The sequence below is a fragment of the Pseudomonas sp. AAC genome (assembly GCF_000725445.1).
GTDB lineage: Bacteria > Pseudomonadota > Gammaproteobacteria > Pseudomonadales > Pseudomonadaceae > Pseudomonas > Pseudomonas citronellolis.
Genome location: NZ_KL647098.1, coordinates 242,085 through 263,703, shown reverse-complemented (window position 1 = coordinate 263,703; position 21,619 = coordinate 242,085). Strand labels below are relative to the sequence as shown.

Annotated in this window: 19 protein-coding genes and 1 pseudogene; 6 read left to right on the top strand and 14 right to left on the bottom strand. The window is 69.6% G+C overall.

The features are described 5' to 3' along the window. Positions 1-44: 44 nt before the first annotated feature. Positions 45-1,352 (top strand): flavin-dependent monooxygenase QhpG, encoded by a 1,308-nt coding sequence (locus tag FG99_RS18805; protein WP_043271812.1) that lies wholly within the window; start codon positions 45-47, stop codon positions 1,350-1,352. Here FG99_RS18805 and FG99_RS33305 read toward each other — a convergent pair whose 3' ends face one another. The 9 genes and pseudogenes from FG99_RS33305 to FG99_RS18765 all read right to left on the bottom strand — a co-directional run bounded on the left by FG99_RS33305 (position 1,353) and on the right by FG99_RS18765 (position 11,508). Beyond that, positions 1,353-2,081 (bottom strand): methyl-accepting chemotaxis protein, encoded by a 729-nt coding sequence (locus tag FG99_RS33305; protein WP_371263879.1) that lies wholly within the window; start codon positions 2,079-2,081, stop codon positions 1,353-1,355. Positions 2,082-2,210: 129 nt separating this feature from the next. Then, positions 2,211-2,597: pseudogene (locus FG99_RS33300) on the bottom strand (HAMP domain-containing protein); the annotation flags it as partial. A 981-nt stretch (positions 2,598-3,578) separates the two neighbouring features. Continuing rightward, positions 3,579-4,904 (bottom strand): alginate export family protein, encoded by a 1,326-nt coding sequence (locus FG99_RS18795; protein WP_043272221.1) that lies wholly within the window; start codon positions 4,902-4,904, stop codon positions 3,579-3,581. Between the two features lie 579 nt (positions 4,905-5,483). After that, positions 5,484-6,299: an ABC transporter permease gene (locus tag FG99_RS18790; protein ID WP_043271810.1), complete on the bottom strand. Its 816-nt coding sequence runs from the start codon at positions 6,297-6,299 to the stop codon at positions 5,484-5,486. Positions 6,300-6,309: 10 nt separating this feature from the next. Beyond that, positions 6,310-7,143 carry an ABC transporter permease gene (locus FG99_RS18785; RefSeq protein ID WP_043271809.1) on the bottom strand — a complete coding sequence of 278 codons (834 nt, stop codon included), beginning with the start codon at positions 7,141-7,143 and terminating at the stop codon, positions 6,310-6,312. Between the two features lie 9 nt (positions 7,144-7,152). After that, positions 7,153-8,268, bottom strand: a complete 1,116-nt coding sequence (locus FG99_RS18780) for an ABC transporter substrate-binding protein (RefSeq protein WP_009622670.1) — start codon at positions 8,266-8,268, stop codon at positions 7,153-7,155. Between the two features lie 59 nt (positions 8,269-8,327). Continuing rightward, positions 8,328-9,413: an ABC transporter ATP-binding protein gene (locus FG99_RS18775; protein ID WP_043271808.1), complete on the bottom strand. Its 1,086-nt coding sequence runs from the start codon at positions 9,411-9,413 to the stop codon at positions 8,328-8,330. A 117-nt stretch (positions 9,414-9,530) separates the two neighbouring features. Next, on the bottom strand, positions 9,531-10,460 hold the full coding sequence (locus tag FG99_RS18770; protein WP_043271807.1) for a LysR substrate-binding domain-containing protein: 930 nt from the start codon (positions 10,458-10,460) through the stop codon (positions 9,531-9,533). Between the two features lie 4 nt (positions 10,461-10,464). Further along, positions 10,465-11,508: a helix-turn-helix transcriptional regulator gene (locus FG99_RS18765; RefSeq protein ID WP_043271806.1), complete on the bottom strand. Its 1,044-nt coding sequence runs from the start codon at positions 11,506-11,508 to the stop codon at positions 10,465-10,467. Between the two features lie 103 nt (positions 11,509-11,611). Here FG99_RS18765 and FG99_RS18760 point away from each other — a divergent pair, with 103 nt between their 5' ends. Continuing rightward, positions 11,612-13,357 (top strand): amidohydrolase, encoded by a 1,746-nt coding sequence (locus tag FG99_RS18760; protein WP_043271805.1) that lies wholly within the window; start codon positions 11,612-11,614, stop codon positions 13,355-13,357. Continuing rightward, positions 13,354-14,259: a CobW family GTP-binding protein gene (locus FG99_RS18755; protein WP_043271804.1), complete on the top strand. Its 906-nt coding sequence runs from the start codon at positions 13,354-13,356 to the stop codon at positions 14,257-14,259. Before FG99_RS18760 ends, FG99_RS18755 begins: the two co-directional genes overlap by 4 nt. 677 nt (positions 14,260-14,936) lie before the next feature. Here FG99_RS18755 and FG99_RS18750 read toward each other — a convergent pair. From FG99_RS18750 to FG99_RS18740, 3 genes are all read right to left on the bottom strand, one after another. Next, complete coding sequence (locus tag FG99_RS18750; protein ID WP_043271803.1) at positions 14,937-16,250, bottom strand: NAD(P)/FAD-dependent oxidoreductase; 1,314 nt, start codon at positions 16,248-16,250, stop codon at positions 14,937-14,939. A 169-nt stretch (positions 16,251-16,419) separates the two neighbouring features. Continuing rightward, positions 16,420-17,784, bottom strand: a complete 1,365-nt coding sequence (locus tag FG99_RS18745; RefSeq protein WP_043271802.1) for a glutamine synthetase family protein — start codon at positions 17,782-17,784, stop codon at positions 16,420-16,422. Positions 17,785-17,933: 149 nt separating this feature from the next. Then, on the bottom strand, positions 17,934-18,119 hold the full coding sequence (locus FG99_RS18740; RefSeq protein WP_043271801.1) for a hypothetical protein: 186 nt from the start codon (positions 18,117-18,119) through the stop codon (positions 17,934-17,936). Between the two features lie 176 nt (positions 18,120-18,295). On the opposite strand from FG99_RS18740, the gene FG99_RS18735 reads away from it, so the two are divergent. After that, on the top strand, positions 18,296-18,565 hold the full coding sequence (locus FG99_RS18735) for a MoaD/ThiS family protein (RefSeq protein WP_043271800.1): 270 nt from the start codon (positions 18,296-18,298) through the stop codon (positions 18,563-18,565). A 17-nt stretch (positions 18,566-18,582) separates the two neighbouring features. Further along, the gene (locus FG99_RS18730; RefSeq protein ID WP_043271799.1) at positions 18,583-19,686 is read left to right on the top strand and encodes a WD40/YVTN/BNR-like repeat-containing protein; all 1,104 of its coding nucleotides are present in this window, start codon (positions 18,583-18,585) and stop codon (positions 19,684-19,686) included. On the opposite strand, the gene FG99_RS18725 is transcribed toward FG99_RS18730, so the two are convergent. Beyond that, the gene (locus FG99_RS18725; protein WP_043271798.1) at positions 19,683-19,946 is read right to left on the bottom strand and encodes a hypothetical protein; all 264 of its coding nucleotides are present in this window, start codon (positions 19,944-19,946) and stop codon (positions 19,683-19,685) included. The genes FG99_RS18730 and FG99_RS18725 overlap by 4 nt on opposite strands. Positions 19,947-20,482: 536 nt before the next feature. On the opposite strand from FG99_RS18725, the gene FG99_RS33100 reads away from it, so the two are divergent. Continuing rightward, a complete protein-coding gene (locus FG99_RS33100; protein ID WP_051879051.1) occupies positions 20,483-21,235 on the top strand; it encodes a CatB-related O-acetyltransferase in 753 nt (250 codons plus the stop codon). A 90-nt stretch (positions 21,236-21,325) separates the two neighbouring features. Here FG99_RS33100 and FG99_RS18715 read toward each other — a convergent pair whose 3' ends face one another. After that, positions 21,326-21,544: a hypothetical protein gene (locus tag FG99_RS18715; RefSeq protein ID WP_043271797.1), complete on the bottom strand. Its 219-nt coding sequence runs from the start codon at positions 21,542-21,544 to the stop codon at positions 21,326-21,328. Between the last annotated feature and the right edge of the window lie 75 nt (positions 21,545-21,619).

The window sequence follows — 21,619 nt, the reverse complement described above, 5'->3', positions numbered from 1 at the left end:
GCGCGGCCCCACAGCCAACACCAACCCCCCCAGCGAACACCCCCATGCCCCCAATCCTGATCCTGGGCGCCGGCCCCGCCGGAGCGGCCACCGCCATCGGCCTGCGCCGCCTCGGCCACGCCGTCACCGTCATCAGCGAATGGCGCCGCTTCGCCGCCGTCGAAGGCGTCTCCCAACGCGTCCTCGACGGCCTGCGCCATGCCGGCCTCAACCACGCCCTGGCCTGCACCGCACCGCCTTCGCAACGGCGGGTGAACTGGAACGGCAGCGAAAGCGCGCAGAATGTCGAATTCATCCTCGACCGCCCGCTGTTCGACCAGGGCCTGCGCCAGGACCTGCACGACGCCGGTATCCAGGTGCTGGAAGACCGCGTGCTCGGCGTGGAATCCGACGCCACGGGCCACCACGTGCGCCTGGAAAGCGGCCAGCACCTGCACACCCCTTTCCTCGTCGAAGCCCGCGGTCGCCAGGCGCCGCTGAACCAGAAGGCCGGCAAGGCCCGTCGCGGCCCGGAAACCCTCAGCCTGCTCAGCCGCTGGCAGGGCGCGCCGGGGCCGGTGGCCAGCGCGGTGCAGAGCCTGGCCGACGGCTGGGCGTGGATGGCGCGGCTGGCCGACGGGCGCTGCTACTGGCAGCTGACCCTGGACGTGGCCAGCAGCGCGCTGCCGCCCAAGGAGCAGCTACTGGACTACTGCCGCGAACGCCGCCAGCGCTCCGCGCTCAGCCAGGCATTCTTCGGCGGGCACCCCGAGCAGGACCTGGAACTGCACGCCCGCAGCAGCACGCCGATCCTCTGCCTGGAGGCCTGCGGCGAGAACTGGATTCGCGTCGGCGATGCGGCCATGGCGGTGGACCCGCTGTCCGGCAACGGCATCTTCCAGTCGCTTTCCTCGGCGTTGCAGGCGCCTGCCGTCATCAACACGCTGTTGCGCGCCCCGCAGCGCGCCGAGTTGGCCAAGCGCTTCCACCAGCGCCGGGTGGAGCAGCTGTTCCTGCGCTTCGCCCGCGTTGGCCGCGACTTCTACGCCGAAGAAAAACAATGGGCCGACCAGCCCTTCTGGCAGGCCCGCCGCGCCTGGCCGGACGCGGTGCCCAGCCACGCCCCGGCGGACTTCGAGGCCCTGCGCATCGAGCGCGCCCCGGTGCTGCGCGATGGCCTGGTGGACGAGGCCGAGGTGGTGGTCAGCCCCGACCAGCCCCTGGGCATCTGGCACCTGCAGGGCCTGGAGCTGGCGCCCTGGCTGCGGCGCCTGCGCAGCGAACCGCAGGCGCAGGTGCTGGCCGCGCTGCCGGAGCAGCAGCGGCGCATCTTCCAGGGCTGGCTGCTGAGCCAGGGCTACCGCCCGCGCTGATCAGGCCTTGAACTGCTGCACCAGGCGGTGCTGCTGCTCGGCGCTGTGGTTCAGCTGCTGGCTCAGGTGCGCCGAGCGCTCGGCCTGGTCCGACAGGGCCTGGGTCACGTCGCGGATGGCGCCGATGTTGCGGCCGATCTCCTCGGCCACGCTGCTCTGCTCCTCGGCGGCGCTGGCGATCTGCAGGTTCATGTCGCTGATCAGGTTCACCGCGCCGGTGATGCGTTGCAGCGCGTCTATGGCCTGGCGCGCCTGCTGCACGTTGTCCTGGGCCTGGCGGTAGCTGGCGTGCATGGCGTCGGCCACCGACAGGCTGCGCGCCTGCAGGTTCTCGATCACCCCGCGAATCTCCTCCACCGAATCCTGGGTGCGCCTGGCCAGGCCGCGCACCTCGTCGGCCACCACGGCGAAGCCGCGCCCGGATTCGCCGGCCCGCGCCGCTTCGATGGCGGCGTTGAGCGCCAGCAGGTTGGTCTGCGCAGCGATGCTCTGGATCACTTCCAGGATCGCGCCGATCTGCTCGTTGCTGCTGGCCAGGTTCTGCAGCTCGCCCATGGCCTGGTTCATGTCGCCGGCCAAAGCGTCGATGCCGGCGCTGGTCGCCTCGATGGTGGCGTAGCCCTGCTGGCTGGCGCGCTCGGCCTCGCTGGCGGCCTGGGCGGCGCTGGCCGCGCTCTGCGCCGAGGCGTTGGCGGTGGCGGACATCTCCTGCAGCGCGGTGGCGACCATGTCGATCTCGCGGAACTGCTGCTGGATGCCGTCGCTGGTCTGGCGGGCGATGGCGGCGGTCTGGTCGGCGCCGGCGCGGGCCTCGCCGCTGGCGGTCTGCACCGCGGCGATGCTCGGCTGCAGCTTGTCGAGGAAACGGTTGAAGGCCAGGGCCAGGCGGCCCAGCTCGTCGTGGCGCGGGTAGTTCAGGCGGCGGGTGAGGTCGCCTTCGCCGTCGGCAATGTCCTCCAGCATGCGCGCAAGGCCGAGGATCGGCCGGCTGATGCCGCGGGCGGTGAGGGTGATGATGCCCAGGCCGAATAGCGCCACCAGCGCGCCCAGGCCGATTTCCAGCCAGGTGCTGCGCGCGCGCAGGCCCTCCAGGGTGTGCTTCAGCGACTGCGCCGGGGCCAGCAGCACCTGCCGGGGCACGCTGAGCAGGATGCCCCAGGGCTTGGCGCCGGCCAGCGGCGCCAGGCTGGCGAGCACGCTGACGTCCTCGCCCTGGTCGTAGGTCAGCGAGCGGCCCTGGGCCATGTCGCCCAGCACCTGGGGCAGCGCCGCGTCCTTGAATGGCTGGCCGAGGCCGGCGGCGTTGGCGCTGTCGCTGGCCAGCAGGCCGTTGGGGCTGAGGATGCGGATGCGCCCCTGGCCGTCGAACAGCTGGCGGCTGCCCTCGACGCTGCTCTGCTGTAGCGCCGCGAGGTCGATGTCGAAGCCGATGGCGGCGAGGAACTTGCCGTTCTCCAGCAGCGGCAGGGTGATGCTGGTGACCAGCCGGCGCTGCCCGGAGGCGTCGTCGAAGTAGGGGTCGAGCACGCAGGGCTGCAGGCTGGCCCGCGAGCAGGTGAAGAAGGCGTTGTACGGCTGGCCGCTGGGGCCGGGGGTGGTGTCGGCCAGCACCTGCTCGGCGCCGACCACGTTCTGCTGCTGGCCGCCGCTGCGCAGCAGGTACAGGGTGAAGCGGCCGTTCTCGTTGCTGCCCAGCTCGTCGCGGCCCTTGAAGCGGGCGTCGGCGCCGTCCAGGGCGTCGACGCCGAAGACCACGAACAGCCCCAGCAGCTCCGGGTGCGCGGCCAGGGTGCCGCCCATCTCGGCGACCACCTTGCGCCGCAGCGCCTCGGCGTCGAGGTTGCCCAGGCGCTGCTGCTCGCGCAGCGCCTGCAGGGTGCGCGACAGGCCCTCGCCGAGCAGCAGCTTGTCCTGCAGCTGGCGTTGCAGCTGCAGGGCCTGCACCTGCCCCTGGGTCTGCAGGCTGGCGTGGGCGGCCCCGGCGAACAGCTTGCCGCTGTCGTCGGCGATCACCTGGCTGTCCTGGCGCGCCTGGTACAGCGACAGGCCGATCAGGGTGGCGGCGATGCCCAGCAGGCACAGGCCGGCGAGCCAGGTGATGCGGCCCTGGAGGGTGGAGTGGATGCTGCGCATGGGAGGCCTCCCTGGAAACCGCGAAACCCGCCGGCGCGCCACCGCCGGGATGGGGGCCGGCGGTGGCGCGGAGGCGGGTTCGTGGCTTGTGGCTTAGAAGGTGCTGGTGAAGATCAGCTGGGTGTAGAGGTTGTCGTCGCTGCCGCCGATCTGGGTGCCGCCTTGCTCGGCGCTCTTCTTCGGCTTGTACACGCCGACCAGCGGGGTGATGGTCAGGTGCGGGCTGACGGTCCAGTCGGCGTACAGGTCGATCTCGTGGCCGCCGAGGTTGCCCAGGTCCTTGTCGATGGTGTCGAAGCGGAACCACTGCAGGCCGACGTCGAAGGTCTCCGTCGGCTGGATCTTGGCGCCGACGTTGTGGACGCGGGTGTTGCTGTTGAAGGGGCCGGAGTAGTTGCCCGCCACCTCGCCCTGGAACCAGGTGCCGAAGCCGCGGCTGAAACCGTAGAACAGCGGGTCGAAGCCTTCGGAGAAGCGGCTGAAGCGGTAGCTGACGTAGGGCTTCCAGGCGGCGTCGGCGAAGGTCCAGCCGGCCTCCAGGTACCAGGCATTCTCGTCGTCGGCGTGGCGCTTGTCCTGCCAGGCGTACTCGCCGGAGAGGAACAGGTTCTCCACGCCGGCGTTGCCCTGGCCGCGCAGGCTGTAGGTCTTCATGTCCTTGCGGTCGAGCTGGGCGGGGGAGGCGTACTGCTCGTCGATGTCGGTGACGTCGATGTAGGTCAGGCCCAGGGTGCCGGCGTCACTGACGTGCTCCAGGGTGCCGACGTACAGTTCGGGCTTGGCCTGGGCCGGGTTGTCGGACTTCAGGCGCATGATGTCGCCGCGCCAGCCCTGCTTGCCGCCGATGCGCAGCACCGCGGTTTCGTCGAAGCTGCGGCGGCCGGCCAGGTAGTAGGCGCCGCCGCGGTCGAACATGCCGTCGGCCAGGCCATTGCCGAAGTTGAGGGCGTCGCCGTTGATCAGGAAGCCGTCGCCGACCACGATGTTCTGGCGGCCGAAGGAGAAGTCGATGCCGTCCTCGCCCAGCACCGGGAACAGCGTGCCCGAGCGCCAGCCCAGGTAGGCGTCCTCGATCTTGGTGGTGCGCTCGGAGCCGTCGGTGAAGCCGGCGGCGTCGCCGTCGCCCCAGGTCGCCGAGCTGAGCAGGGCGAAGGCGCCATACACGCTGCCGGCGCCGCCCAGGCGCTGGTCGCCGCTGAGGCCATACTTGATGAAGCCTTCCTGCCAGTAGGACGAGCCCTTGTCCTTGGTGCCGCTCTGCGCATAGTTCTCCTGGCTGTGCAGCAGCGCGTAGACCGCGGTGAGGTCGGCGTTGAGGTGGGTATCGTCGGTGGAATACAGCGAATAGGCGCTGGCCTGGCCGCTGCCCGCGATCAGCAGGGCGAGCAGCGTCGGGCGCAGGACGGTGGATCGGGTCATGGCGTGCATCCGTATCGTTATTGTTGGCAGGGGACGAAACTGCCTGGGATGCTAAGGCCATGGGCGCAGCTGGCCTTGTGCCTGTCTGCCAAGTGCTTGGATGTGCTTGCCAGATGTCTGCGGGATCGCGGAGAGAGTCCGTTTCTACGGTGGGACAGGTGCCTCACGGAAACCTGTAGGAGCAGGCCCTGCCTGCGATTCGCGCGCAGGGCGCGCTCCTACATGGGAATGGCGTGAGTGGCGCAGCGTAGTAGCGGATCTCATCCGCGAACCGCGCCGGAATTCCCGGCTATCGCGGACAAGGTCCTACGTTCCAGGAAGCACGGCTTTTCGTAGGATGGTGTTGAGCGAAGCGATACCCATCAGCGCAACCGCATGGGTTTCGCAGGCTCAACCCATCCTACGAAGAGCACCTCGGCGCAAGACAGTTGCTCCTGCGTGGCAGGGAAACTCGGGCGTAGGGACTCCGTCCGCGATGGCTTCCCGGCGGCTCCGGGCCATGCGCTCGTGGGGAAGCCCAACCGGCGGCGCTGTCCGGGGCGCCGACAATCCCCCGGACAGCGCCGCCGGCTTGGCTGCTCAGTGCCCGGCCGGCTTGGCGGCGGCGCGCCCGGCGAGCATGCGGCCGAGCAGGGCGAGGAGGGTGATGGCGATCAGCAGCACCGAGATGGCCGCCACCGCCGGGTCGATGTTGTCGCGCAGGCCGGACCAGATCTGCCGCGGCAGGGTGTTGACCTCGGTGCTGGTGACGAACAGCGTCACCGCGATCTCTTCCCAGGAGAGTGCGAAGCACAGCAGCGCGGTGCTGGCCACGCCCAGCTTGAGGTTCGGCAGCACCACCAGGAAGGTGGTCTGCGCCAGGCTGGCGCCGAGGTTGCGCGCCGCCAGTTCGATGCGCCGGTCCAGTTGGCTCAGGGCCACCAGCATGGTCACCACGCCGTACGGCACCACCATCACGATGTGGGCGATGGTCAGGCCGAACAGGGTGTCGTAGCCCAGGCCGGGGGCGAACTTGCTGATCGTGGTTTCCATGAAGTACAGCACCATCGCCGAGATCATCGGCGGGATGGCCATGGGCAGCAGCACCAGGCCGATCAGCAGCGCCGCCCAGCGCGAGCGCAGGTACCAGATGCCCAGGGCGAAGCTCACCGCCAGGGCGGTGGCGACCACGCAGGCGGCGCTGGCCACCACCAGGCTCTGGCCCACCGCCGAGAGCCACTCGGGGCTGTCCAGCAGGGCCTTGTAGTGGCGCAGCGACCAGTTGCCGTCGGGCATGGAGAGGAAGCGCTTGCCGGTGAAGGACACCGGGATCACCGCCAGCAGCGGGAACAGCATGAAGATCATCGCCATGGCGGCGAGCAGGCGGCTCGGCGCGCGGCTTTCGTGTGCGTTCATTCGGCGACTCCTATCCCACCAGCTTGTCGACGCGGGTCATGCGCAGCAGCGCCCATATCAGCCCCGCCACCAGCGCCAGCAGCACCACCGAGAGCGCCGCGCCCAGGCCCCAGTTGCTGGTCTGGAACATCTGCAGGTAGACGTACTCAGCCACCATCACCGTCTGCCCGCCGCCGAGGATCGCCGGGGTGATGAAGAAGCCCAGGCAGAACACGAAGACGATGATGAAGGCGCCGAGGATGCCGGGGATGGTCTGCGGCACGAAGATGCTCCAGAAGGTGCGCAGCTGCCCGGCGCCCAGGCCGCGGGCGGCCAGCAGCACGCGCGGGTCGAGGCGGCGCATGGTCGACACCAGCGGGAACAGCGCGAAGGGCACCATGAAGTGGACCATGCCGATCACCACCCCCAGCTCGTTGCGCGTGAGCTGGAGCGGCTCGCTGGTGATGCCCAGCGCCTGCAGCCAGCCGTTGAGCAGGCCGTTGCTGCGCAGGGCGATCAGCCAGCCGAAGGCGCGCACCAGCACCGACAGCCAGAAGGGGATGAACACGCAGATTTCCACCATGCGCTGCCAGAACGGCGGGCTGTACACCCAGCAGTAGGCCATCAGGTAGGCGATCAGCAGCGATACCACGCTCACCGTGGTGCACAGGCGGAAGGTGCGCCAGAGCACGTCGTGGATCGCCGGGTCGCTGGCGATGCGCTGGTACTGCTCGATGCCCGGGGTGGGCAGGCTGAAGCTCCAGCCCACCACCCCGGCGAAGGGCAGCACGTAGAACAGCAGCAGCACCAGCGGCAGCGGCGCCAGCAGCAGGGCCAGCTTCAGCCGCGAGGGATTCTCCGCCATGGGCTCACCTCACTTGGAAACGTGGGTCAGGTACTGCTCCAGGGCCACCGCGTAGTGGTCGGTGTACCACTCGTGGCTGAGCATGATCTGCCTGGGCAGGTTGTCCGGGTCGGTGCAGTTCAGGTGCCTGCGGTCGGCCGGGATCAGCGAGGCGGCGGCCGGGTTGGCCGGGCCGTTGCCGAACAGCTTGAACAGCTCCACCTGGGATTGCGGGTCCTGGGCGTAGGCGATGAAGCGCATGGCCGCGTCCTTGCCCGCCGGGTTGCCCTTGAGCACGCCCCAGTTGCTGCAGCCCAGCAGGGCGTTGTCGAAGGTCCACTGGATGCGCCCCTCGCTGTCCTCGGTGATGACCTGGGCGCGGGTGTTCCAGATGGCGCCCATGCTCACCTCGCCCTCGATCAGCAACTGCTGGGTCTCGGCGCCCGAGCCCCAGAAGGCCAGGATGTGCGGCTTGAGTTCGTCGAGCTTCTTCAGCGCGCGCGGCACGTCCAGCGGGTAGAGCTGGTTCGCCGGCACGCCGTCGGCTAGCAGCGCGGCCTCCAGCATGCCGTTCATCCACTTGTACAGGGTGCGCTTGCCGGGGAAGGCCTCGACGTCCCAGAAGTCCTTCCAGGTCTTCGGCGCCTTGTCGCTGAAGCGCTCGCTGTCGTAGGCGATCACGTAGCTGAGCATGTAGTCGGCGATGCCGTATTCGTAGGCGAAGCCCGGCAGCACCTTGTCCCTGGAGACGATGCCGTAGTCGATCGGCTCCACCAGGTTCTCCTTGCCCAGGTTCTGCAGGATGGAGCTTTCCGCGTCGACCACGTCCCAGCTCACCCGGCCGCTGCTCATCTGGGTGCGGATGGCGCCCTCGGTGGGGCCGCTGCCGTCGATCTTCACCGGGATGCCGGTGCTCTTGGAAAAGCCCTCGGTCCAGGCCTTGCCGAACGCCTTGATGGCGTCGCCGCCCCAGTTCACCACCACCAGCGGCTTGTCGCCGGCGGCGAAGCTGACGCCGCTGCGCAGCGCCAGGGGCAGGGCGGCCAGCAGGCCCATGCCCTTGAGGAAGGTGCGGCGGTCGATCTGCCCGCGGCGGGCCTTTTCCATGAGGACTTCGATGCAGTCTTGCTGATGCGGGTTGAACATGAATGCAGCTCCCAGGCGGGGATGGCGAAAAGGGGTAGGGCGCGCGGGCGCCCCGGGAATCAGGCGAGCAGCAGGCTCTTCTCGATCGGCCAGCTCAGCCACACGCGGGCGCCCTGGTCCAGGCGCGCGGCCTGGTGCTCGGCGTGCACCGCCAGGCTCATGGGCAGCGCGCCCTCGGCGGCGGTGGCCAGGCCCAGCTCGGTGCTGGCGCCCTGGTAGGTCTTGGCGGTCAGCACCGCCTGCACCACGTTGTGGCCTTCCACCTGCGGCGGCGCGCTGTGCAACTGCATGTGCTCGGGGCGCACCGCCAGCAGCGGCGCGGCGGCCTCCAGGGCGGCGGAGGGTTCGGCGTGCAGCTCGGCATCGCCGAAGCGCCCGCAGGCGAGGGCGCCGGCGCGGCCCACCTGGCTCAGCGGGAACAGGTTCATCTTGCCGAGGAACTCGGCGACGAAGCGGTTGGCGGGCTGGTTGTAGATGGCCTGCGGGGTGTCGATCTGCGCCACCTGGCCGCGGTTGAAGATGGCGATGCGGGTGGACAGCGCCAGCGCCTCGTTCTGGTCGTGGGTGACGAACACGAAGGTGGTGCCGACCTGGCGGTGGATGCGCTGCAGTTCCTGCTGTAGTTGCTCGCGCAGGTTCTTGTCCAGCGCCGAGAGGGGTTCGTCGAGCAGCAGCAGGTCCGGCTCGAACACCAGCGCGCGGGCGATGGCCACGCGCTGCTGCTGGCCGCCGGAGAGCTCGCCGGGGCGCTTGCCGCGGTGCTCGCCCAGGCCCACCACCTCCAGCATGTGGCGCACCCGGCGGTTGCGTTCCTCGGCTTTCACGCCACGGATTTTCAGCGGGAAGGCGACGTTGTCGTCGATGCTCATGTGCGGGAACAGCGCGTAGCCCTGGAACACCATGCCGAAGTTGCGCTTCTCCGCCGGGCGCCGGGTGATGTCCTGGCCGAGGGCTTCGAGGCGCCCGCTGGACGGGTCCTGGAAGCCGGCGAGGATCATCAGGAAGGTGGTCTTGCCGGAGCCGGAGGGGCCGAGGAGGGTGAGGAACTCGCCCTGCTGGATATCGATGGACACATCGCTCAGGGCGCGGAAATCGCCATAGCGCTTGCCGATGTCGATGGCACGAAGTTGGGGCTGTCGCTCCACTGCATTCACCTCGTCTTATTCTTGTTCTGTGGCGCGGCGACCCAGCGGTCAGCCGTCCTTTTGCGCAGTATTGTCAAATCCTCCTGCGCTTCAATCGCGTTTTTTCGCCGTCATTGTTCAAATTCCTTCACCAATCACGCCGCCGCGCCTGCCCTTGCGGAACTGCTCGGACAGCCGCAGCTCGGCCTTCATCCAGGCCTTGAAGGCCTGCACGTCGGGGCGTTCGCTCTTGGCCGCGTCGGTGACGAAGTAGTAGCGGTTGGGCGGCTCGATGGAGACGTTGAACAGCCGCACCAACTGCCCCTTGGCCATGGCGTCGCCGCTGACCAGGGCGTCGCCCATGGCCACGCCTTGCCCGGCGATGGCCGCCGACTGCACCAGGTGCGCGTCGGAGAAGACGATGCCGTTGCGCACGTTGAGGTCGCGTACCCCGGCGGCGGCCGCCCACAGCAGCCAGTCGGAGTGGTCGACCATGTGCAGCAGCGGCAGGTTGGCCAGGTCCTCCGGCGAGTCCAGCCCGCCGGCGGCGTTGAGCAGCGAGGGGCTGCATACCGGGAAGGTGTCGAGGGTGGCGATCAGTTCCACGCGCAGGTCCGGCCAGTCGCCCACGCCGTAGGCGATGAACAGGTCGACGTCGCGGTTGCTGACGTCGTCGGGAATCCGTGGCGACACCAGGTTCAGCTCCACCTGCGGGTGGGCGCGCTGGAACTTGCCGATCTGGTGGCACAGCCAGTAGGTGGCGAAGCCCGGGGTGCAGCTCACGCACAGGCGCCCGGCGATCTCCTGGGCGTCGGTGAAGCGCCGCGCCTCGTTGAGGATGCCCAGGGCGCGCTGCGTCTCGCGGGCGAAGTACTCGCCGCGGTAGGTCAGCACGATGCCGCGCCCGGATTTCTCGATCAGCGCGGTGCCCAGGCATTCTTCCAGGCTGCGCAGCTGGTGGCTCACGGCGCTGCGGGTCAGGCTCAGCTCGCTGGCGGCGGCGGACAGGCTGCCCAGGCGGGCGACGGCGTCGAGCACGCGCAGGGCGGTCATCGAAGGGAAGCGCATGGGCTCACTCCTGGTGGGGGCGGGCGCGCCGCTGGCGGAAGCCTTCCGGGGTGGTCCCGGCGTGGCGCAGGAAGGCGCGGTGGAAGCTGGTGACGTGTTCGTAGCCGAGCAGGAAGGCGATCTCCTGCAGGCTCATGCGGCTGGCCAGCAGGTAGCGCTCGGCCAGGGCCATGCGCACCTCGTAGACCACGCCCTTGAAGGTCAGCCCGTGGGCGCGCAGGCGCCGCTGCAGGGTGTGTGGCGGCAGGCGGAAGTGCGCGGCGGCCTGCTCCAGGTCCGGCAGCGGCACCCGGGCGTTCTGCAGCAGGTAGAAGCGCAGGTCGTCGGGCAGCGCCTCGCCGCTCTCGAAGCTGGCCAGGGTGGCCGCGCCCTGGGCCTGGCACAGGCGCAGCACCGAGGGGTTGGAAGTGGAGAAGGGGCGCTCGTGGAATTCCCGCGGGATGCGCAGCTCGGCGCGGCTGGCGGCGAACTCGCTGCGGCCGGGGAACAGCTCGGCGTAGAGCGCGGCGTGGGGCGGCGCGGCGAACGGCAGGCGCACCTGCATGCCGGCGCACTCGGCCAGCTCCGGCAGGCGCTGGCACAGCCAGCGCCAGGTGCTGCTGAACCATTCCTCCAGCAGCGCCTGGGTTTCCATGGGGCTGTAGGGCGGCGCCTGCAGGGCCAGCACCAGGTGCTCGCCGTGTTCCTCGCGGGTGACGTGGATGGGGTGCGGCAGCAGGCTGGAGGGCTGGCCCAGGGAGATGTCCCAGGAGCGCCGCAGGTTGGCCGCGCTGATCAGCGCGTAGCCGATCACCCCCAGGTCGAACAGGTTGTAGCGCTGGCCCAGGCGCAGGAAGAAGTCGCTGGCGCCGAGCAGCCCGGCGGCCTGGCGCAGCAGGCGGTAGTAGCGGGCGAAGGTCATGTTGGCGGCGGCCTCGGCAGCGGGCACGCCAAGCCCGGCGAGCAGCGGCGCGAGCGGCGGCAGCCGGGGCCGGGCCTGCCATTCCTCGAGGAAGCGCTGGTACAGCTGGCGCGCGGCGTAGTCGATGTCGGACTGCTGGTCGGGCATGCTCGTGCTTGTTATCTGAGGCTAGCGAGTTGTCATCTTATGCTAGTCAAAGGCTTCTGGCAGCTCCCTATACTCGGCGCAAAACAACAAGGGGAGCACCGACATGACGGCGCCCGATACATTCCGTTCGTCCCATTCGCCTGCCAACCGCCACGCCGACCTGCTGCTGCGCAACGGCCGCTTCTACACCCTCGACCCGGCGCAGCCCTGGGCCGAGGCCGTGGCCATCCGCGACGGCCGCTTCCTCGCCGTCGGCCGCGCCGAGGACCTGGCGCACCTGGTCGGCCCGCAGACCCGCCAGCACGACCTCGGCGGCGCCTTCTGCATGCCCGGCCTGCACGACATGCACACCCACCCGGATCTGGCCCTGGCCCCGCGCTACGCCGACGACCTGGACGTGGGCATCGAGGACCCGAGCCCCGAGCAGCTGGCCGCGGCCATCCGCGCCTACGCCGACAGCCACCCCGGCGACGGCTGGGTCTACGGCCAGTACTGGGTGCGCTACACCTTCCGCGAGGCCGGGCTGAAACCGGGCCGCGAGTGGCTCGACAGCGTCATGCCGGACCGCCCGGTGGCGCTGCTCGACCGCATGTGGGGGACCATGATGGTCAACTCCCGCGCCCTCGAACTGGCCGGCATCGACGCCGCCACGCCCGACCCGCGCAACGGCTACCTGGAGCGCGACGAACTGACCGGCGAGCCCAACGGCCTGCTGATCGACGGCGCCTACGCGCTGATCCACGCCGCCATGCCGCCCACCCCCATCGAGGTGCTGCGCCGCGCCTACCGCGACGGCGTGCACTTCCAGAGCGCCCGCGGCGTCACCGCCAGCAAGTACGTGCACGTCTGCGAACGCCGCCTGCAGGCGCTCAAGGAACTGGACGACGCCGGCCAGCTGACCCTGCGCGTGGAAGCGGCCATCAGTTGGCAGGACGACATCTTCCCGGTGCGCCGGCGCTGGGAACTGCTCAGCGGCGAGCGCCACTACTACCGCAGCGCGCGGCTGTCGGCCAACGCCGTGAAGTTCCACTTCGACGGCACCGTGGAGCCGCGCTCGTCGTTCCTCATCAGCCCCTGGCCGGGCGAGGACAGCTGGCGCGGCAAGCTCAACCTGACCCCCGAGCACATCACCGACATGGTGGTGGACATGGACCGCCGCGGCATCCGCGTGATCGCCCACTGCACCGGCGACGGCGCCTCCGACGTGTTCCTCGACGCGGTGGCCGAGGCGCGCCGGCGCAACGGTTTCAGTGGCATCCGCCACCAGTGCGCGCATAGCACCATCCTGCACCCGGGCAACCTCAAGCGCTTCCGCGAGCTGGAAGTGATCGCCGAGTTCTCCCCGGCAGCCTGGTACCCGACGCCCTTCGCCAGCGGCGCGCGCTCCGGCTACGGCGCCGAGCGCCTGAAGCGCATCTACGACTACAAGGGCGTGCTCGCCGCCGGCGGCATCGCGGTGATGGGCACCGACTGGCCGGTGGCCTCCATCGACCCCTGGCTGGCCCTGGAAACCATGATCACCCGGCAGAACCCCTGGAACGACGACCCGGCCTGCTTCGGCGAGCCCATCGGCCTGGAGCAGGCGCTGCAGGTGGTGACGCTGAACGGCGCCCACGCCATGGGCCTGGAGCACCTGACCGGCAGCATCGAGGCCGGCAAGTCGGCGGACTTTATCGTGCTGGACCGCGACCTCTTCGCCCAGCCGCCGCGCGGCTACATCCACCGCACCCAGGTCGAGCAGACCTTCGTCGAGGGCCGCCCGGTCTACGACCGCCAGGGCGTGTTCAGCGGCCCGCTGCAGGCGGTGTGGCAGGGCGAAGTGCCGCAGATCATGAGGGACGACCGATGAGCATCCCGGTGACCGTGGTCGCCGGCTTCCTCGGCGCCGGCAAGACCACCCTGCTGCGCCGCCTGGTGCAGCAGTGCGCCGGGCAGCGCCTGGCGCTGATCGTCAACGACTTCGGCGAACTGAACGTGGACGCCGAGATGATCGCCGAGCAGAGCGACGCGGTGTACGCCCAGCAGAACGGCTGCCTGTGCTGCACCATGCAGGACGACCTGCTGGCCCAGCTCGGCCGCCTGGCCGCGATGCAGCCGCCGGTGGAGCGCATCGTCATCGAATGCAGCGGCGTGGCCGACCCGCAGCCGATCATCCAGGCCCTGGGCTACCCGCAGCTGCGCAGGCACATGCACCTGGACGCGCTCATCACCCTGGTGGACGCGGCCCGCAGCCAGCCGCTGGAAGGCGAATACGCGCAACTGGAACGCCGCCAGGCGGCCGCGGCCGACCTGCTGCTGCTGAACAAGGCCGACATAGCGACGCCGGAACAACTGCAGGCCCTGCGCCAGCGCTTCGGCGAGCCGCGGCGGATGCTGCAGACGGTGCAGGCGGAAATACCCGACGAGCTGCTCTACGGCGAACGCCCGGAGCGCGCGCAACGCCTGGCGCCGCTGGGTGTCGATCACAGCCGGCTGTTCGACAGCTGGACCTGGCGCCACGCCGGCCAGCTCGACCCCCGGCGCCTGCGCGCCTGGCTCGATCAGTTGCCGGAAGGCCTGTTCCGCCTCAAGGGCCGGGTGCAGGTCAGCGGCCGCGAGCAGCCGCTGTGGCTGCAATACGTCGGCGGCCGCAGCCAGTTCCTGGCGGCACAGGCGCAGGAGGGCGACAACTGCCTGGTCTTCATCGCCAGCGCCGCTGCCGGACTGCGCGAGCGTCTGGAGGCCAGCCTGGAACAGTGCCTGGCCGCCTGACGCGAGGCTCTTCGTAGGAGCGGGCCCTGCCCGCGATATCGCGCGCAGGGCGCGCTCCTACATGGAATGGCGTGGGTGGGGCAGCGTAGGAGCGGATCTCATCCGCGAACCGCGCCTGGACCTCCGGCCATCGCGGACAAGGTCCGCTCCTACGGGGGGAGGAATACCGTGCCTCCCGGCAACCTGTAGGAGCGGGCCCTGCCCGCGATATCGCGCGCAGGGCGCGCTCCTACATGGAATGGCGGGGGTGGGGCAGCGTAGGAGCGGATCTCATCCGCGAATCGCGCCGTTGGTTCCGGCTATCGCGGACAAGGTCCGCTCCTACGGGGGGAGGAGTACCGTGCCTCCCGGCAACCTGTAAGCGGGCTCTGTCCGCGAAATCGCGCGCAGGGCGCGCTCCTACAGGGGAATGGCGTGGGTGGGGCAGCGTAGGAGCGGATCCCATCCGCGAATCGCGCCGATATGCCCGGCCATCGCGGACAAGGTCTCCTACGGGGAGAGGAATACCGTACCTCCCGGCAACCTGTAGGAGCGGGCCCTGCCCGCGATATCGCGCGCAGGGCGCGCTCCTACATGGGAATGGCGTGGGTGGGGCAGCTAGGCGGATCTCATCCGCGAATCGCGCCGGAGGTTCCGGCTATCGCGGACAAGGTCCGCTCCTACAGGAGTCACGAAGCTCAGCGGAATTTCTCCAGCAGCTGGTAGTACCACATCCCCGCCGCCAGCATCGGGTTGCCGAACACGTCGCCCAGGGGCACCTTCACGTGCTTGCACTGGGCGAAGGTGTCGAATTGCTCCAGGTCGCCGCTCATGGCCGTGGCCATGATCTCGCCCATGATGTGGGTGGTGGCCACGCCGTGGCCGGAGTAGCCCTGGCAGTACCAGACGTTGTCCGAGAGCTTGCCCAGCTGTGGGATGCGGTTCATCACGATGCCCATGGCGCAGCTCCACTGGAATTCGATCTCCACGCCCTTGAGCGCCGGGAAGGTGCGTTCGATGCACGGGCGCAGTTCGCCGGCGATGTCCCGCGAGTCGCGCCCGGAGTAGTTGGCGCCGCCGCCGAACAGCAGGCGGCCATCGGCGGTCAGGCGGTAGTAGTCGAGCACGAAGCGGCAGTCGTAGACGGCCAGGTCCTGCGGGTTGATGCGCCTGGCCAGCTCGCCCAGCGGCTTGGTGGTGACGATGCCGCCCATGGCCGGGAAGATCATGCCCTTGAGCTGCTTGCGCTCCAGCTTGTGGTAGACGTCGCCGGCCAGCAGCACCTGGGCGGCGTTGATCCGCCCGCCGGTGGTGACCACGGCCGGGCGCGGGCCGTGGACGATGTCCAGCACCTCGGAGTGCTCGAAGATCAGCCCGCCCAGGCTCTCCAGGGCCTTGGCCTCGCCGATGCACAGGTTGAGCGGGTGCAGGTGCATGTTGCGCATATTCTTGATGGCGCCGCAGTACAGGTCGCTTTCCAGGTGCTGGCGCACGCCGGTGGCGTCGAGCAGGCTGACCTCGGCGCCCATGCCGCGGCGCACGGCCTCTTCGTAGGAGGCTTCCAGCTCGGCCATGTGCGACGGCTTCATGGCCGCGTGCAGGTGGCCGAACTTGAGGTCGCAGGCGATGCCGTATTTCGCCACGCGGTTCTTGATGATCTCGTGGCCGCGCCAGCGCAGTCGCCAGATGAAGTCATCGACGTCGTTGCCCAGCCACTGCTGCATCTGCTTGCGCATGGCCGAATCGCCGGACAGGCTGCCGGTGACCTGGCCGCCATTGCGCCCGCTGGCGCCCCAGCCGACCTTGTTGGTCTCGACGATGGCCACCTTGTAGCCGCGCTCGGCCAGCTCCACGGCGGTGGTCACGCCGGTGAAGCCGCCGCCGATGATGGCGATGTCGACATTCACCTCGCCTTGCAGGGTGGGGTAGTCGGTTTCCACGGCGAGGCTGGCGGAATAATAGGAAGGGGCGCGCTCGGGGGCGGCTTTGGCGGGTTTCAGTGCGGCGTTCATTTTTTGTGTTTTTCCTGTTGTCTGGTTTCCCTCTCCCTAGCCCTCTCCCTGAAGGGAGAGGGGACTGTTCGGAGCGAGGGTTTGAATTCGTTGTCAGCCGGTGGCGTCGTTGTTCAGCGCTACGCCGGACTGCCCCCTCTCCCGCTTGCGGGAGAGGGGCTCTTAAGCCTCAAGCCTGATGCAGATACCACCGCCAATCCTGCTCCCCCACCTCGCCCATGAACTGCCGGTACTCCGCCTGCTTCACCTTCAGGTACACGCCCAGGAACTCCCGCCCCAGCGCATCCCGCGCCCAGTTCGACCGCTCCAGCGCGCGCAGCGAGGTCAGCCAGTCGGTAGGCAGCAGCTCCTTGGCCTGGGCATAGCCGTTGCCCTCGACAGGCGCGCCCGGGTCGACCTCTTCGCGGATGCCACGGTGAATGCCGGCAAGAATCGCCGCCGCCGCCAGATAGGGATTGGCATCGGCCCCACAGATGCGGTGCTCGATGTGCCGGGTGTGCGCCGGCCCGCCCGGCACGCGCAGGCTGACGGTGCGGTTGTCGCAGCCCCAGGTCGGCGCCAGCGGCGCGTAGCTGTTGGCCTGGAAGCGCCGATAGGAGTTGGCGTTGGGGCAGAACAGCAGCAGCGAGTCGAGCAGGCTGGCGAGCATGCCGCCCACCGCCTGGCGCAGCAGGGGCGTGCCGGCCGGCTCTGCGCTGGCGAACAGGTTCGCCCCGGCGGTATCGGCCAGCGACACGTGCATGTGCATGCCGGTGCCGGCCAGGTCGTCGAACGGCTTGGCCATGAAGCAGGCCTGCATCCCGTGCTTGTGCGCCACGCCCTTGACCAGGCGCTTGTAGCGCACGGCCTGGTCCATGGCGGTGAGGGCGTCGCCGTGCTCCAGGGTGATCTCCACCTGGCCCGGCGCGTATTCGGAAATGGCGGTGCGCGCCGGGATGCCCTGGGCCTTGCAGGCGGCGTAGAGGTCGGCGAGAAAGGGCTCGATCTGCTCCAGTTCGCGCAGGCCGTAGACCTGGGTGGAGCGCGGCCGGCCGCCGTCGGCGTCCAGCGCCGGTTGCGGGCGGCCGTTGGCGTCGCGCTTGGCGTCCAGCAGGTAGAACTCCAGCTCGCAGGCCATCACCGGGTGGTAGCCGGCGGCCTTGAGTTCGTCGATCACCTTGACCAGCACGTGGCGCGGGTCGGCGATGTCCGCCGGCTTGCCTTCGGCCGGGTGCATGCTGACCTGCACGGCGGCCGTGGGAATCTGCCGCCAGGGCAGGCGCACCAGGCTGCCGGCCAGCGGGTAGGCGCGGCAGTCGATGTCGCCGACCTCCCACACCAGCCCGGAATCCTCCACGTCCTCGCCATGCAGCGTCAGGCCGAGAATGGTGCTCGGCAAGGGCCGGCCGGACTCGTAGACCGCCAGCAGTTCCTCGCGGTGCAGCAGCTTGCCGCGGGGCACGCCGTTGGCGTCGAGGATGAACAGCTCGACCATCTCGATGTCGGGATTGGCGGCCAGGAAGGCCTGGGCCTCTTGCACAGGGGCGAATTTCATCGTTGTTCTCGCATAGCGCCAATGGGCGCGCTGATGGCCTGCGCGGCCGGGCTGCGGCGGGGCAGGCGATGCAATGGCTACGCCAGCTCGCGCAGCGTCGGGCGCCTGCGTTCAGCGTAGTTCCAGCAAAGGGGTGGGCGGGGCGCCCGTCAGCGTGCGGCGCTATCCGGTGGACGCGCGTGGCGGCAGTGCCAGAGCGCCCAGAAGGCCAGCTCCAGCGGCAGCGAGAGGGGTTGCAGGCGCAGCCAGCGGCAGCGTTCGCGCGGCAGGCGCAGGGGCTCTGCCTGGGAGGCGGAGGCGCTGGCGGCGGCGAAGTGCTGTTGCAGAAGATGCATGGGGGGCTGCGTGGGGGACGATGCCCGGAGACTCGCACAGGCGATGGGTGCTTTAAATGTGAATCTAGTTGAACTCAGTTGAGCGAAATCGAAACTGATTGCCGCCCGGTCGATCCGCGCCACCGGCGCCGGCCCTGCCGCCTAAACTGAGCGAAACCCGTCACGCCGCGCAGCCCATGGCCCATATCGTCTTCGCCCCGTCCATCCAGCGCCACGTCGAAGTGCCCGAGCAGGACCTGCCCGGCGCCACCCTCGGCGGCCTGCTGGAGGGCGTGTTCGCCCGGCATCCGCGCCTGCGCGGCTACCTGCTGGACGACCAGGGCGGCCTGCGCCGGCACGTCACCGTGTTCATCGACGGCCTGCGCCTGCGCGACCGCCAGGGCCTGGGCGACGTGGTGGCGGACGACAGCGAGGTATACGTGGTGCAGGCGCTGTCCGGCGGCTGAAACCCGGAGGAGGACAGATGGAAGACCGACTGCTGGTGGCCACGCGCAAGGGCCTGTTCAGCTTCCTGCAGGATCGCGGCACCTGGCACGAGGCGGGCCAGGACTTCCTCGGCGAGCCGGTGAACATGCTGCTGGCCGACCCCCGCGACGATACCCTCTACGCCGCCCTGGACCTCGGCCACTTCGGCTGCAAGCTGTGGCGCAGGCCCTGCGGCGGCGACTGGCAGGAATGCGCCGTGCCGGTCTACCCGCCGCAGCCGGACCCGCTGCCGCCGCCGGCCGAAGGCGACGCCCCGCAGGCGCCCTGGAGCCTGCAGCTGATCTGGTGCCTGGAGACCGGCGGCACCGACCAGGCCGGCACCCTCTGGGCCGGGACCATCCCCGGCGGCCTGTTCCGCAGCGACGACCATGGCGACAGCTGGACGCTCAACCGCTCGCTGTGGGACCGCCCCGAGCGCGCCCGCTGGTTCGGCGGCGGCTACGACTGGCCGGGCATCCATTCCATCAGCGTCGACCCGCGCGACAGCCGCCACCTCACCGTCGGGGTGTCCTGCGGCGGCGTCTGGCAGAGCCACGACGAAGGCGCCAGCTGGCGCAACACCACCGCCGGCATGTACGCCGACTACATGCCGCCGGACCTGCGCGAGGAGGGCGCCATCCAGGACCCGCACCGCCTGGTGCACTGCCCGGCGTGGCCGGACCGGCTGTGGGTGCAGCACCACAACGGCATCTTCGTTTCCAGCGATGGCGGCGCCAACTGGCGCGACGTGCCGGCGCAACCGTCCAGCTTCGGCTTCGCCGTGGCCGTGCACCCCACGCGGCCGGACACCGCCTGGTTCGTCCCGGCGACGAAGGACATCTGCCGCATCCCGGTGGCCGGGCGATTCTTGGTCAACCGCACGGAGGATGGCGGCCAGAGCTTCCAGGCCCTGGACCACGGCCTGCCCCCGGGCCCGTGCTACGACCTGGTGTACCGCCACGGCCTGGCCGTGGACGACGACGGCGAGCGCCTGGCCATGGGCTCGACCACCGGCGGCCTGTGGTTGTCGGAGGACGGCGGCGAGCGCTGGGAATGCCTGTCCGCGCACCTGCCGCCGATCTACTGCGTGCGCTTCGGCTAGGGCTGCCCGTCGCGCTCGTCCTGCTTCTGGTAATGCGCCAGGATCATCCGCGCCGGGATCAGCGCCGCCAGGCCCAAGGCGCCGCACAGGGTGATGATGCTGGTGCCGGTGGGGTCTTCCAGGCTGTCGCCCAGGGCCGCCAGGCCGATGGTCAGCAGGATCATCACCAGGCCGAACCATTGCGCCATCTGCGCCCAGCGCAACAGCATGGCGCGGCGCGCCTCGTGCAGGTGGAAATCCGGGTGGCTGTGGTGCCGCATGCTCGTGTCCTCCTCGTGTTCTCGCACCAGCCTACGCCGCTGGCGGCGTCGGCGGCGGCGGCCGGCCGAGCGGTAGGCCGTCACATCGCCGCGGCGATGAACTCCCGCAGCCACTGGTGCGCCGGGTCGCGGTGCCGCTTTTCGTAGGAGCGAGCTTGCTCGCGAACGGCGTGAACCGGCCACTTCTCTGCATCGGCTTGACCACGGTCCCCTCTCCCCAGCCCTCGGCTGCGCGCCCCGCCCTGAAGGGAGAGGGGGCAGTCCGTGCCGAGATAAGGAATGGTTTCAGCCGGAAACTACCGTGCTTGCCGGCTGACTTGGGAAAACCGGACCGCTCCGAACGGTCCCCTCTCCCTTCAGGGAGAGGGAACGTCGTCCAGCCAAAACACTGCAGCCACAGGTGAGCACTGTTCGCGAGCAAGCTCGCCCCTACGAAAAAACACCTCACACCTACGCAATTCACTTCAACCGAACCTTGCAGCCGTCCCACCTGTCAGAGGTCCGTATCGGAAAACATACAAAGGATCACGGACCCCATGTTGAAGCGTTGGCGCAACAGTCACTGGAAGCACTGGCTGGAAGGCTACGACATCGAATTCCGCAGCGGCGTCAGTCGCCTGGGGCGCGGCAAGCGCCTGTTGGTCGAGGCGCCGGGCAGCATCGGCGAGGCGGAGTTCAAGATCTACCGGGACGAGATGCACATCGGCGCCTTTTCCACCATCCGCGCCACCAGCTTCCACCGCATTTCGCACATCGGCCGCTTCAGCTCCACCGGTCAGCTCTGCCGCATCGGCCTGGCCGCCCGGGCGCACCCGATGGACTGGCTGAGCACCAGCTCGGTGCAGTACGAGCCGGGCGTGTTCGACCGCTACGACACGCCGCGCCAGCGCTACGAGGACACCGACGCCGACACCTGGATCGGCAACGACGCCTTCATCGGCGAGGGCGCAGTGGTGATGAGCGGGGTGAAGATCCACGACGGCGCCGTGGTGGCCGCCATGTCGGTGGTGACGCGCGACGTGCCGCCCTACGCCATAGTCGCCGGCTCGCCGGCTAAGGTGGTGCGCTACCGCTTCCCGCCGGACATCTGCGAGCGCCTGCAGGCCAGCCGCTGGTGGGACCTGGCGCCGGCGCAAATCGCCGCGTTGCCGTTGCAGCGCATCGAGGAGGCGTTGGAGCGTGTGGAGGCCTTGCGGGCCAGCGGCGAGGCGCGGCCGCCGATCTATCCGAACATCGAAATCCGCCGCCAGGGCTGCCGCCTGCTGTCCGAGGGGCCGGCCAGCCCGTGAAGCGCGGGGCGGCACTGCTGCGCCGCCCCGCACGCAAGCGCCCAGGGGCGCTCAGCTCCGGCTCTGGGCCAGTCGGTAGAGTTGCCGCGCTTACGCCGCCATCGGCAGCAAGGCCGAGACCAGGCGGGCCTGGCCTTGTACCAGCGGCATTTCGTCGGGGCAGTCCGCCAGCAGGCAGAGCAGGTCTTCCAGGGCTATCAGGCGACGCTCGGCGGCTTCGTACAGATGCTCGGCGGGGGCGCTGGCGTCGACGAACAGCACGTCGTCGTGGGGTTGGGAGAGGGTGGTGACGGGTTGCAGGTCAGTCATGGTGCGCCTCCAGGGTGTGGAGGGCGAAGTACGGATAGTGCATGTTCCATTGCTCCTGAGCGGGATCAAGAGCCG

Coding starts and splice junctions, on each gene's coding strand:
- FG99_RS18805 (WP_043271812.1), top strand. CDS start 45: ATGCCCCCAATCCTGATCCTGGGCGCCGGCCCCGCCGGAGCGGCCACC.
- FG99_RS33305 (WP_371263879.1), bottom strand. CDS start 2,081: ATGGTCGCCACCGCGCTGCAGGAGATGTCCGCCACCGCCAACGCCTCG.
- FG99_RS18795 (WP_043272221.1), bottom strand. CDS start 4,904: ATGACCCGATCCACCGTCCTGCGCCCGACGCTGCTCGCCCTGCTGATC.
- FG99_RS18790 (WP_043271810.1), bottom strand. CDS start 6,299: ATGAACGCACACGAAAGCCGCGCGCCGAGCCGCCTGCTCGCCGCCATG.
- FG99_RS18785 (WP_043271809.1), bottom strand. CDS start 7,143: ATGGCGGAGAATCCCTCGCGGCTGAAGCTGGCCCTGCTGCTGGCGCCG.
- FG99_RS18780 (WP_009622670.1), bottom strand. CDS start 8,268: ATGTTCAACCCGCATCAGCAAGACTGCATCGAAGTCCTCATGGAAAAG.
- FG99_RS18770 (WP_043271807.1), bottom strand. CDS start 10,460: ATGCGCTTCCCTTCGATGACCGCCCTGCGCGTGCTCGACGCCGTCGCC.
- FG99_RS18765 (WP_043271806.1), bottom strand. CDS start 11,508: ATGCCCGACCAGCAGTCCGACATCGACTACGCCGCGCGCCAGCTGTAC.
- FG99_RS18760 (WP_043271805.1), top strand. CDS start 11,612: ATGACGGCGCCCGATACATTCCGTTCGTCCCATTCGCCTGCCAACCGC.
- FG99_RS18755 (WP_043271804.1), top strand. CDS start 13,354: ATGAGCATCCCGGTGACCGTGGTCGCCGGCTTCCTCGGCGCCGGCAAG.
- FG99_RS18750 (WP_043271803.1), bottom strand. CDS start 16,250: ATGAACGCCGCACTGAAACCCGCCAAAGCCGCCCCCGAGCGCGCCCCT.
- FG99_RS18745 (WP_043271802.1), bottom strand. CDS start 17,784: ATGAAATTCGCCCCTGTGCAAGAGGCCCAGGCCTTCCTGGCCGCCAAT.
- FG99_RS18740 (WP_043271801.1), bottom strand. CDS start 18,119: ATGCATCTTCTGCAACAGCACTTCGCCGCCGCCAGCGCCTCCGCCTCC.
- FG99_RS18735 (WP_043271800.1), top strand. CDS start 18,296: ATGGCCCATATCGTCTTCGCCCCGTCCATCCAGCGCCACGTCGAAGTG.
- FG99_RS18730 (WP_043271799.1), top strand. CDS start 18,583: ATGGAAGACCGACTGCTGGTGGCCACGCGCAAGGGCCTGTTCAGCTTC.
- FG99_RS18725 (WP_043271798.1), bottom strand. CDS start 19,946: ATGCGGCACCACAGCCACCCGGATTTCCACCTGCACGAGGCGCGCCGC.
- FG99_RS33100 (WP_051879051.1), top strand. CDS start 20,483: ATGTTGAAGCGTTGGCGCAACAGTCACTGGAAGCACTGGCTGGAAGGC.
- FG99_RS18715 (WP_043271797.1), bottom strand. CDS start 21,544: ATGACTGACCTGCAACCCGTCACCACCCTCTCCCAACCCCACGACGAC.